Consider the following 11,078-nt stretch of genomic DNA (forward strand, 5'->3'; position numbering starts at 1 on the left):
GCGGGGCGAGGAACGATGGACAAGCTGGTCATCACGTGCGCGCCCGTCGGGGCGGAAGTCATGAAAACCGACAACCCGGCTGTGCCCTACGGGCCCCGGGAAATCGCCGACGCCTCACTCGCCGCGGTGGCCGCCGGAGCCAGCCTGATCCACCTGCACGCGCGCGATGAAGCGGGCCGCCCCAGCCAGGAGCCGGCCCTCTTTCGGGAGATCTTCACGCGCATTCGCGCGGGGGCGAATCCGATCCTGCAAATTTCCACCGGCGGTGCCGTCACGGCCACCACAGCTGAACGCCTGGCGCCCTTGGATGATGCGGCCTGCGTGGCGGCCCTCGAGATGGCGTCCTTCACCTGCGGCACGGTCAATTTCGGGGACGAGGTCTTCATGAACAGCCCCGAGTTCCTGCTGGCGCTGGCGCACAAGCTCAAGGCCACCGGCATCAAGCCGGAAATCGAGGTGTTCGAAGCCGGCATGATCGCCAACGCGATGCGGCTGGCCAAGCGCGGGGAAATTTCGCATCCGCTGCATTTCGACTTCGTGCTGGGCGTGCCGGGCGGCATGCCGGGCGGCGTGCGGGCCCTGCAATTTCTGGTGGACGCGTTGCCGGCCATGTGCACCTGGTCGGTGGCCGGCGTCGGTTCTCAGCAGCTGCCGATGGCGACGCTGGCGATTCTGATGGGGGGACACGTGCGCGTCGGCTTGGAGGACAACCTGTTTTACCGCAAGGGTGAACTCGCCGAGAGCAACGCCCAGCTGGTCGCTCGCGTGGTGCGTCTGGCCCACGAACTCGGCCGCGAGGTCGCCAGCCCGGACGAGGCGCGCGAGATTCTCGGCCTGCCCCCGCACCCCTGACATGGAGCGACATGTGACCTTGACCACCCTCGATGAAAGCCCCTTCGGCGTCCACCGGGTGGTGGCTCCCGCAGGCGTTCTGCCCTATCAGGCCCAGCGCCTGGAACTCGATTCGCCGCTGCGCCCGGGAGAGGTGCGCCTGGCCGTCGAGAAGCTGAATCTGGATTCGGCCAGCTTTTACCAGCTCAAGCAGGAAACGAATGGCGACCTGGAAGCCCTGAAAAGCCGCGTGGCGGCGATCGTGGCCGAGCGGGGCAAGATGCACAACCCGGTCACGGGCTCGGGCGGCGTGTTGATCGGGCGCGTGGCGGAAGTGGGCGCGGCGCGTTCGGACGTGCAACCGGGCGATCGCCTGATCACCCTCGTCTCGCTGACCACCACCCCCTTGCGCCTGACCTCGCTGGGCGAGGTGATTCCGGCCGCCCACCAGCTCGTGGCCTCAGGGGAAGCGATCCTGTTCGCGCGCAGCCCCTACGGCGCTTTGCCTCCCGACATGGACGAGGATCTGGTGCTGTCGGTGCTGGATGTCTGCGGCGCCCCGGCCCAAGCGCACCGACTCAGTCAGCCAGGCATGACCGTGGTGGTGCTGGGCGCCGGCGGCCGCAGCGGGCTGCTCTGCACCTGGATCGCCGCCAGCCAGGTGGGCCCAGGTGGCCGCGTGCTCGCGCTGGAATACGGCGAGGCGGGGCTGGCCAAGCTCGCGCAGGTGCCGGGCCCCGTGACCATCCGCCGGGTGGACGCCACCGATGCGGTGGCCGTGCGGCAGGCCGTGGAAGAGGCCACCGGCGGCGCACTGGCGGACCTGGCGATCAACTGCGTGAACGTGCCTGGCACGGAAATGGCCAGCATTCTGGCCGTGCGGCCGCGGGGGATGGTCTATTTCTTCAGCATGGCCACGTCGTTCCAGGCGGCTGCGCTGGGCGCTGAAGCGGTCGGGCAGGACGTGGATCTGCTGATGGGCAACGGCTTTGCCGAGGGCCACGCGGCCTACGCGCTGCAGGTGGTGCGCGAGAACCCGGTGCTGGCGGATCTGGTGCGCTGATTCGCGGTCCGCTCTCCGGCGGCGGAGGGCGTCAATCCTGCGTGAAATCAATGTTAAATCCATGTTTCGAGTCACAGGAAGCCGGCCGTAGCGGGTGAAAATGACCTGGCGGGGGAGGCCTGACGGACGTGCAGCGCCCCGCAGGGGAGTGACCACCGTGACCGAATTGAACCGCACCGTGCCCGCGACACGATCCGCGGCCACCTCGCCGACGGCGCCCGCCAAGTCCGAAGGGGCCCCGCGGGCTGCTGACTCGGCCACATCGCGAGCCGGCGACACCAACACGGCCCGTGCGACGGTCAGGCCACAGGCGGAACCCAGGCCGCTCGATCTCGATCGCGTTCTGGCCAACGCGGGCCTCACGATGAAGGCACTTGGCGACCTTGCGGAGCCCACGCAAACCGTCTCGGATGCAGCCGCCAACGCCGCCGACGTGGTGCTCAATGCCGAGGAGGCCGCCAAGGTGGTCAAATCCTTGCCGCAGGTCAGCCCCGCGCAGAGTGCGCGCTTCGCCAAAGCCCTGGAAGGGGCGCAAAAGGCAGGCAAGGTGGCCGGTGCCGCGGGTGCCGTGGTCGCGGCCCACGCCCTGTTCCAGGCGGTGCATCCGACGCTCGACCTCAAGGCCGCCGGCGAGGCGCTCGCGAACCTGGCCCTCGGCCTGGCCACCGCTTTCGAAGATCTGGCGCCGAATGCCCTCGGGGCAGCCGGATTCGGTCTGGGTGCGGTCTCGAGCCTGTTCGCGCTCGCCAACGATCTCCAGGACGCCCAGGCGAACGGCCTGAGTACCTCCAACGCGATGGGCGTGCTCGGCAATGCCCTGACGGCGGCCGGCAGCGTGGCCTCGCTCCTGCCGGCCGGCCAGCCCGTGGGCGCCGCGCTGCTGATGGCGGGGGCCGCCGTCAACCTGGCCCGGCTGGCCTACGACAACCGCGAGGCCATCGCGACGGCAGGCGGCAAGGCGCTCACGGCCGTTCGGGAGGCTGGTGGCAAGGCGCTCACCGCCATGGGCAGCTGGTTCAGCCCCCCCCAGCTGGCGCAGAGCGCTCCCCGCCCGTCCGTCCCGATCGCCCGCCGCACGGCCCCCGCTCCCGGCTGATGCGCGGCGTGCCGCCCTCCGCTCCATCCCTGTCCTTGCAGGAGCCATGAACCGCCCGTGCCACTGATCGCCCGTCGCCAGATCCTGACCAACCTGCAAGCCAGTCTTGCCGCCCTGCCCGGCCAACCCCCGGAGGCCGTGCTCAAGGCGGCGATCGCCGCCGCCGGCCTGAAGGACAAGGCCAGCTACAGCCCCGAGGAGACGGCCCAGATTGCCCGCGCGGTCATGGCGCGCGCCGTGAACGCGGGCGAGCGCGCGCTGACTGGCTGGCAGGCGGAGGTCAAGCCAGAAGAGGGCTGACGCCCGCTTCCGCGACGGACAGACGAACAGGAGACCCGGGGATGGCCCCCTTGATGCGCTATGATGAGGGCGCATCGCCTTGCCCCGGAACCTGCCCCATGCCTCAGCCGCTCCTGCGCGAATCCCAGCAATGGCTGGACCGAGCCCTGGTTCATCTGGCCTACAGTCAGCGCAAGCTGGCGGACAGCGTTCCCCGCGTGGCGGAGATGGACGAGGAGACGCTGGAGGCCTGGGAAGGGTTCGTGGCCCGGTTTGCCCGCGCCAGCGATCTTTTCTTGCAAAAATACCTGCGCACGCGCGTCCTGTATGACGACCCGGCCTTCCGGGGCTCGCTGCGAGACCTGCTCCACGCCGCGGAAAAGGCCGGCTACATCGCCGATGCCGAAACCTGGCTGCAGATTCGCGAACTGCGCAATCTGGCGGTTCACGAATACGGGGGCGAGGCGATCGATGCGGCCCTCGCGCAGATGATGCGCCTGACGCCCCATTTGCTGGCCACGCGACGGCTCTTCGACGATGCGCCTGACGCCCGCTGAAGTGGCCGCCCTGCTGGCCTGTGCCCGCGCGCTGTTCACCGGTGCCTGGACCATGGAACTGTTCGGCAGTCGGGTCGATGACCAGCTGCGCGGCGGGGACGTGGACCTGCTGGTGACCTTCGAACAGGACGCGGACTGGCGGCAGGCGCTCGCCCAAAAGGCCCTCTATCTGGCCCGCGTGAAGGGTCAGCTGGGCGAACAGCGCCTGGATCTGCTACTGACCACGCGGCAACGGGCGGCCGAGGATCCGTTCATCCAGGCGCTCGGCGATCGCCGGATTCGCCTGGGCGAGGGAACGGACGCATCCCCCGCAGAATCGCCCTGCACCGAGGCGTGACAGCAGGGTGAAAGGCCCGTCCCAGCCCCGCCATCAAGCGAGGGTCAGGTTTCACTCACCGGGGCGTCATCCAGGACGGGTGGCGCCCCGGGCCATTCGTGGCGCAACACCGAATAGAACACCATGTCCCAGTCCCGCCCCCGGTGCCACAGCGCCGCGCGCAGGACCCCCTCGTGGCGCATCCCGAGTTTCTCCATCACGCGGGCACTGGCGAGGTTTTCCTGCTTGCAGCGGGCCTGCAGCCGTCTGACGGGAAAATGCGCGAACACGTGGTCCAGCAGGGCCCGCGCGGCCTCGCAGACCAATCCCTGGCCCCAGAGCGGCCGGGCCAGGGCGTAGGCCAGTTCCATCGTGTGCCGGTCCGGCGTGACGGCAAAACAGCCCACCGTGCCGACCACGCGATCGTCGCCCGGCAGCGTGAGGCCGTAGGGTTCCGGCAGGCCGGCGGCATAGCGCGGCAGGGCGTAGTCGCGGATGAAGGCCTCGCTGTCGGCCAGGCTGCGGTGCGGCTCCCAGGCGGTGTAGCGGCTGACCTCAGGATCCTGGGCATAGGCGAAGATCGCGGGCGCATCTTCCAGCGTCAGGGGGCGCAGGCGCAGGCGAGGGGTGGTGAGCGTCGGCATCAGTGAATCCGTCGGATGCAATGGTTGGCCGTGTCGACCACGTAGACGTAGCCGAGCAGGTCGACCAGCACGCCTTCCGGCGCGGAGAACATGGCCTGGTTGCTGAGGCCGTCGGCGTAGCCGCTGCGCGGGGCGCCCGTGGACGGCACCACCGCCCCGGCCGCCGTCGTGACGCTGCCGTCGACCTCCACGCGCCGCAACAGGCTGTTGCCGGTGTCGGCCACGTACAGGCGGTTGTCGCCGTCCAGACTCAGGCCGGTCGGCTCGTTGAAGCGGGCGCTCAGACCGGCCCCGTCACGGTAGCCAGGCTGACCGCCGGCCCCCGCGAAGGTTCGAACGCGGATGCCGCCTTGCGAATCGCGGGTCAACAGGCGCAGGGCGTGGTTGCCGCGATCCGCGATGTAGACGCGGCCGAGGCCGTCGACCACGAGGCCGCTCGGTTGGAAGAACTGGGCGGCGCTGCCCCGGTCGTCCCTGAAGCCGGGCTCGGCACCCCCCGCCAGCGTGGTGACCGCGCCGCTCGGTGTGACCATGCGAATGCGGTGGTTACCGGTGTCGGCCACGTACAGGTTGCCATCCGGCCCCAGGCTGAGATCGCTGGGGGTGTTGAACTGGGCCGCGCTGCCCTGCCCGTCCGCGAAGCCCGCCGTGCCGGCCCCGGCCAGGGTCGTCACGCTGGCATCCGGCGCGATGCGCCGAATGCAATGATTGCCTGTGTCGGCCACGTAGATCATCCCGTCAAGATCCACCACCACGTCGCGCGGCCGCCGGAAGCGGGCATCGAGCCGGGTGCCGTCACGCGAGCCCTCGGTGGCGGCGCGGCCCGCGAACAAGGCCACCTCGCCCTGCAAGGTGATGCGCCGGATGGTGTGGTTGCCCGTATCCGCCAGGTACATCACGCCGTTGCGGTCGAAGGCCAGGCCGATCGGCTGTCGGAAGCGCGCCTCGCCGACCCGGTCGTCGCGATCGCCGGGCGTGGTATGGCCGAAGTCCGTCGTCACGCTGTGCTCGTAGCGCAGCACGCGCAGGGTCCGGTTGAGTTCTTCCGCCATCAGGATGCCTTGCGTCTCATCCCAGGCCACGCCGGCCAGGCCCCGAAAGGTCGCGAAGGCCCCGGGGCCATCGAGTTCTCCGGCTTCCCCCGTGCCGGCCAGGGTGCGCACCACGTAATCGGAGCCCACCTGACGCAGCCGGCGATTGCCGCTGTCCGACACGTAGAACGAGCCGTCCTTGGCCAATGACAGGAAGGTGGGCGTGTGGAACAGCGCCGCATCGGCCGGCCCGTTGCGATGCCCCCGCGTGCCGGCCACCCCGGCATAGGTCGAGACCAGCCCGGTGGGCGCCACCCGGCGGAGGCAGTGGTTGTCCGAATCACAGACGAACAGGTCGCCGGCGGCCGTCACGACGATGCCTTGGGGATCGTCGAAACGGGCCTGCAGCGCATCCCCATCCTGATACCCGCTGCGCGATGGCGTGCCCGCCACGGTCGTCACGACACCCGCGGGGGTCACCTTGCGGAGGCAATGGTTGCCGCGATCGCTCACCAGCAGGTTGCCCTCCCGATCGACCGTGAGGTCCCAGGGCTGGTCGAAGTTGGCCTCCTGGCCCACGCCGTCGCGATGGCCCGCCACCCCGGGACGCCCAGCCACGGTGTAAACGGCCAGCACGCCTGCCAGGGTGGCGTGCGGCGCGATCAGGCGGATGCAGTGGTTGCCGGTGTCGGCCACGAACAGGCGCCCATCCTTGGCCAAGGCCAGACCGCGCGGGTTCTGAAAACTGGCCTCGACGTCCACGCCATCGCGATGGGTGGCTGCCCCATTGCCGGCCAACCGCTCGCAGCGCCGCACCTCGCCGGCCGGGGTGCTGACGCGACGGCTGATGCGAATGACGTGGGCCGCCGCATCGGCCAGGTAGATCTCCCCCGCCGCGTTGACCACCACGTCCGACGGGCCGAACATGGCCGAATCATCGCCCGGTAAACGCGGGCTGTGATAACTCACCATGTTGACCCCGCGCACCGGCAGGTCGTAGCGGGGCGTGCCCACCAGGCCCCCGCCGCCCGAAGTACCACCACTCCCGCCGGCGCCCGTGCCGCCGCCCGAGGTACCCCCACTCCCGCCGGTGCCCGTACCGCTGCCGGCGCTGCCGCCTGCCCCACCGGTGCCGCCGCTGCCCGTGCCGGACGCGCCCCCCGAGCTGCCGGCGCCCCCTGCCCCCGTCCCTGAACCGCCGGCCGCGCCCGCGGCACCGCCGTTTCCCGCGCCACCGGCGGCCCCCGTCCCGGCCGCCGACGCGCCCTGACCGGGGAATAGCCCCGGCACCTGGCTGATGACCTGGGCGCCGTCGCGGCCGAAGGTGATCACGAAACCGCCTGGCAGCAGCAAAGGCGCCAGGTCGGTGGGCGGCGTGATGGAGGGCCGCGGGGTGGGGTAGTTGGGAGGCCCGAGGGTCGGCTCCGGCGTGGGCGAGCGTAGCGTCACGGGCTGAACAGCACTCACCACCACGTCCGCCGGCGGCGGGGCCGGCAAGGGCACGCAGGCCAGCAGCAGCAGCCCGGCCGAAGCCGGCAGCAGCCAGGTGCGTCGTTCGGACAACCAGGTACGTTGTGGCACGAACATGGCCTTCAGGGGCCTGATCAAGGGGTTTGCGGGATCTCGTCTCTTGTACCCTGGCACGTGGTCCGCTCTGCTTCCCGGCCGGCGCTTTGCTGGTCAACGCCCGCATCCAGGCTGTATCATAGCCGCAAAGGAGTGTCCGCGCATGACCGTCTCGCAAGACCCCAGCCTGGCACCGAACGGGATGGCCCAGCGCATGGCCGTGCTGGCCGCCCGCCGCGAGGCGGCGATCGCCGGAACAGGCCCCGAAGCGGCCCAGAAGCAGCACGATCGCGGCAAGTTGACGGCGCGCGAGCGGATCGCCCGCTTCCTCGACCCGGACACCTTCGTGGAATTCGACCGCTACCGCGTCCACCGCTGCCACAACTTCGGCATGGGGGAGAAGACCGTGCCGGGCGACGGGGTCATCACCGGCTACGGCCAGGTGGACGGACGGACGGTCTACGTGTTTGCCCAGGACTTCACGGTCTTCGGTGGCTCGCTGGGCGAGGTCTACGCCGAGAAGATCTGCAAGGTCATGGACCTGGCCCTGCGCAACGGCTGCCCCTGCATCGGCCTGAACGACAGCGGCGGCGCCCGCATCCAGGAAGGCGTCGAGAGCCTGGGCGGCTACGCGGAGATTTTCTGGCGCAACGTGCAGAGCAGCGGCGTGATCCCCCAGCTGTCCGTGATCATGGGGCCGTGCGCCGGGGGCGCCGTCTATTCCCCAGTCATGACCGACTTCACCATCATGGTGAAGGACACCAGCTTCATGTTCATCACCGGCCCGGAGGTGGTGAAGACCGTGCTGGGAGAGGAAGTCACCTTCGAGGAACTCGGTGGTGCCTCGACCCACAACCAGATCAGCGGCGTGGCCCACTTTCTGGCCGAGGATGAGGACGAAGCGCTGGCCCAGCTGCGGCACCTGCTGTCGTACCTGCCGGCCAACAACCTGGAGGATCCACCCAGCTACGCCTGCGAGGATCCGGAGGATCGCCGCGAAGAAGGCCTGCTGACCATCATCCCGGACCAGCCGACCAAACCCTACGACATGAAGGATCTGCTGGCCCTGATCGTCGACGACGGCGAGATGCTGGAGGTCCAGCCGCTGTTCGCGCAGAACATCATCACCGCCTTCGCCCGGCTGGACGGCCGCACCGTCGGCATCGTCGCCAACCAGCCGAAGGTGCTGGCCGGCACGATGGACATCGACGCCTCGGTCAAGGGGGCGCGTTTCGTGCGCTTCTGCGATGCCTTCAACATTCCGATCCTGACCTTCGAGGACGTGCCCGGCTACCTGCCCGGCAAGACGCAGGAGCACGGCGGCATCATCCGGCACGGCGCGAAGCTGCTGTACGCCTACTGCGAGGCCACCGTGCCCAAGCTGACGGTGATCGTGCGCAAGGCCTACGGCGGGGCTTACGACGTGCTCGGCTCGAAGCACATCCGCGCGGACGTGAACCTGGCCTGGCCAACGGCCGAGATCGCCGTCATGGGGGCGGAAGGAGCGGTCAACATCCTTTACCGCAAGGAACTGGCTCAGGACCCGAGCCGGCGCGACGCGCTGATCGCGGAGTACCGGGAACGCTTCGCCAACCCCTTCGTGGCGGCCGAACGCGGCTTCATCGACGACGTGATCGATCCGCGCGACACGCGCCCGCTCCTGATCAAGGCGCTGCGCACGCTGCGGGGCAAGCGCGTCGAACGCCCCGCCCGCAAGCACGGCAACATCCCGCTATGAGCTCCGACCCCACGGCCCTGTCCTTCGAGATTCGCGGCGACGCGAGCCCTGAGCAGGCCGCGGCGATCGCCGCGGTGGTGGGCGCCCTGCTGCAGACGGGCCAGCCGGCGGCCCCCGTCGACCCACGCCCCCACGGCTGGGCCGCCGCCGCCCGGGTCGAGTCACTCGGGATCGTGCGGCGCATCCCGGGCATGCTGGACCTGCGCTACATGAGCGCCCCGACCCGCGAACGGCTGACGCGACAACCCCAGCCAACTGTCCGTTGAGCCGGGCCTTGCCCCGCTTCCTGGAGGCCTCATGAGCGACCACGCTGACCTGCCCAACCCCTCCCAGCGGCCTGCTGCCCCCCTGAGCGACGTGGAAACCACCTCGGCGGCGGATGCCTTCACCTTTCTGGCGCACGATGCCAACTACGACGGTGAACTCAGCCGCGACGAGTTCGAGACGGCCCGCAGCGACCACGACCGCCAGCAGGACCCGCGGCGCTTCGAACGCTATGACGCGGACGGCAACGGCGTGATCAGCCGCGAGGAGTTCATGGCAGGCATGGCCCAGGACCGCGCGCAAAAACCGACCGACGGGCCTTCGATCGGCCCGGACACGGCCTCGCCATAAACGCCATCAAGCTCCAAAGACAGTCAACCCCGCGAGGCTTGCGCTTCGCGGGGTTGGTGTTCAGGAGGCGGATTTGCCGTCAATTCGGCCGGGTGGTTCGCACCACCGGATGTCGCCACACCCTTCACCGTCCTGTCGCAAGCATCTCAACTTGCGTTCTGGAATTGATTTCTCGCTTCCTCCGAGGCGGGACAGCCTTGCGGCGTTCACCAGTCCCCGTGGCATTCTTGACCGGGCTGCGTCCGTCCCCACCGCTGATGCAGCGAGACTTGTGAACCAGTTGGCTTCCGTTTCCAGAAGCCGGCACCACCGTTCCCAGTCATGCCTCCACCCATTGCTGAGTGGTCATTCTCTTCGTTGGCCGAAGAAAACCCGATTCACCGCCTGGTGGAGTTGCCCCGTTCTTGCGAACTCAGCTTCCTCACCAGACTGAGGGGCCTTCCAACGTCAATTCGTCGGTGCGTTTGCGACGCAGGACACTCGCGCGTCCGGTACTTCCTCTGCACACCTGACGATGTGCTTCCGAACGCTTTTCAGCGCCCGGCGACATTTCCCTCCAACCAGCCTGCGTTTCCGCCTGCTTGCTGTTGTGAAACACCGCAGCCTGTTCCCCGGCCAGACCAGCCGCTGGCAACTGCCGCTAGAAGCGCGACTTTCACCAGGCACAAACCCCGTGCCGAAGCCGGTGGCTTGCCGTCGGCCTTGCTCCACCCGAAGGTGCAACCAGGCGCGAAGAACCTTTCGGTTTTTCGCTCGGCCCATCAGTGCCGCCCGATGAATGAATAGTAACAGCCCCCTAAAAATTTAGCAACGCTTATTTTAGAAAAAATAAACCTTACTTTAACTTGAGCACTTGAAGGCCGTGTGGCCCAGAGTCCAAGGAGGCGAATCGACACGACTTCCCGCCCGTCACCCACCTGCGGAATTCACACCCATGCGGCGGCTGATGATGGCCGGAACCCCATCACCGTGCCCTGGCAACCTGACGCGCGAGGCTGAAGCGTGATCGCCCCCTGACGGGGGACCCGATCGCCGCGGGCGGAGTGGCGGGGTCACAGGCGCCCGGGGCCGCCGGCCCTCGCGGCGTCGCCCGGGGTGAGGGCGCGAACAGGCCTTGCGTGATGCGCGCCGCATTCGAGAAGGCGTGGCGTTCGAGCGGTTGCCCCGCGTAGGCCTTGCTGTCGGCCGTGGCCGACACGTAATGGTCCATGTTGTAGCCCCAGGCGGGGGCCAGCTCACGCAGCGGGCTGCCCGGCGGCAGGGCGCCTTGCTGTCCCTGCACGATCTTCTGATGCTGGTAGGCGTGCAGCTGCTCGTGCAGCACGCTGTCGACCACCGCCCG

Annotated in this window: 12 protein-coding genes; 9 read left to right on the plus strand and 3 right to left on the minus strand. The window is 69.0% G+C overall.

Translation table 11 applies throughout. From position 1 onward, the window contains the following. Positions 1-15 precede the first annotated feature (15 nt). From VKP62_14560 to VKP62_14585, 6 genes are all read left to right on the plus strand, one after another. Positions 16-852 (plus strand): 3-keto-5-aminohexanoate cleavage protein, encoded by an 837-nt coding sequence (locus VKP62_14560; protein MEB3198419.1) that lies wholly within the window; start codon positions 16-18, stop codon positions 850-852. 13 nt (positions 853-865) lie between these two features. Next, positions 866-1,894, plus strand: coding sequence for an L-erythro-3,5-diaminohexanoate dehydrogenase (locus tag VKP62_14565; protein MEB3198420.1), 1,029 nt, complete (start codon positions 866-868; stop codon positions 1,892-1,894). 157 nt (positions 1,895-2,051) lie between these two features. Continuing rightward, on the plus strand, positions 2,052-2,990 hold the full coding sequence (locus VKP62_14570; protein ID MEB3198421.1) for a hypothetical protein: 939 nt from the start codon (positions 2,052-2,054) through the stop codon (positions 2,988-2,990). 57 nt (positions 2,991-3,047) lie between these two features. Then, positions 3,048-3,290 (plus strand): hypothetical protein, encoded by a 243-nt coding sequence (locus tag VKP62_14575; GenBank protein ID MEB3198422.1) that lies wholly within the window; start codon positions 3,048-3,050, stop codon positions 3,288-3,290. Positions 3,291-3,388: 98 nt separating this feature from the next. Next, positions 3,389-3,826 (plus strand): hypothetical protein, encoded by a 438-nt coding sequence (locus tag VKP62_14580; protein MEB3198423.1) that lies wholly within the window; start codon positions 3,389-3,391, stop codon positions 3,824-3,826. After that, positions 3,807-4,163, plus strand: a complete 357-nt coding sequence (locus tag VKP62_14585) for a nucleotidyltransferase domain-containing protein (protein MEB3198424.1) — start codon at positions 3,807-3,809, stop codon at positions 4,161-4,163. The genes VKP62_14580 and VKP62_14585 overlap by 20 nt, the downstream gene beginning before the upstream one ends. Before the next feature lie 44 nt (positions 4,164-4,207). On the opposite strand, the gene VKP62_14590 is transcribed toward VKP62_14585, so the two are convergent. Continuing rightward, on the minus strand, positions 4,208-4,786 hold the full coding sequence (locus VKP62_14590) for a GNAT family N-acetyltransferase (protein MEB3198425.1): 579 nt from the start codon (positions 4,784-4,786) through the stop codon (positions 4,208-4,210). Continuing rightward, complete coding sequence (locus tag VKP62_14595) at positions 4,786-7,398, minus strand: hypothetical protein (GenBank protein MEB3198426.1); 2,613 nt, start codon at positions 7,396-7,398, stop codon at positions 4,786-4,788. Before VKP62_14595 ends, VKP62_14590 begins: the two co-directional genes overlap by 1 nt. A gap of 187 nt (positions 7,399-7,585) precedes the next feature. On the opposite strand from VKP62_14595, the gene VKP62_14600 reads away from it, so the two are divergent. From VKP62_14600 to VKP62_14610, 3 genes are read left to right on the plus strand one after another with little or no spacing between them, the layout of a single operon-like run. After that, complete coding sequence (locus VKP62_14600; protein MEB3198427.1) at positions 7,586-9,121, plus strand: acyl-CoA carboxylase subunit beta; 1,536 nt, start codon at positions 7,586-7,588, stop codon at positions 9,119-9,121. Then, positions 9,118-9,387 (plus strand): hypothetical protein, encoded by a 270-nt coding sequence (locus VKP62_14605; GenBank protein MEB3198428.1) that lies wholly within the window; start codon positions 9,118-9,120, stop codon positions 9,385-9,387. The genes VKP62_14600 and VKP62_14605 overlap by 4 nt, the downstream gene beginning before the upstream one ends. A 31-nt stretch (positions 9,388-9,418) precedes the next feature. After that, entirely contained in the window at positions 9,419-9,736 is a 318-nt protein-coding gene (locus tag VKP62_14610) for an EF-hand domain-containing protein (GenBank protein ID MEB3198429.1), read from the plus strand. 964 nt (positions 9,737-10,700) lie between these two features. Here the strand turns inward: VKP62_14610 and VKP62_14615 are convergent. Beyond that, positions 10,701-11,078: hypothetical protein (locus VKP62_14615; GenBank protein ID MEB3198430.1), on the minus strand; the 378-nt coding region annotated here is incomplete at its 5' end.

Source organism: Candidatus Sericytochromatia bacterium (genome assembly GCA_035285325.1).
Lineage (GTDB): Bacteria > Cyanobacteriota > Sericytochromatia > S15B-MN24 > JAQBPE01 > JAYKJB01.

Coding starts and splice junctions, on each gene's coding strand:
- VKP62_14560 (MEB3198419.1), top strand. CDS start 16: ATGGACAAGCTGGTCATCACGTGCGCGCCCGTCGGGGCGGAAGTCATG.
- VKP62_14580 (MEB3198423.1), top strand. CDS start 3,389: ATGCCTCAGCCGCTCCTGCGCGAATCCCAGCAATGGCTGGACCGAGCC.
- VKP62_14585 (MEB3198424.1), top strand. CDS start 3,807: ATGCGCCTGACGCCCGCTGAAGTGGCCGCCCTGCTGGCCTGTGCCCGC.
- VKP62_14590 (MEB3198425.1), bottom strand. CDS start 4,786: ATGCCGACGCTCACCACCCCTCGCCTGCGCCTGCGCCCCCTGACGCTG.
- VKP62_14600 (MEB3198427.1), top strand. CDS start 7,586: ATGGCCCAGCGCATGGCCGTGCTGGCCGCCCGCCGCGAGGCGGCGATC.
- VKP62_14605 (MEB3198428.1), top strand. CDS start 9,118: ATGAGCTCCGACCCCACGGCCCTGTCCTTCGAGATTCGCGGCGACGCG.
- VKP62_14610 (MEB3198429.1), top strand. CDS start 9,419: ATGAGCGACCACGCTGACCTGCCCAACCCCTCCCAGCGGCCTGCTGCC.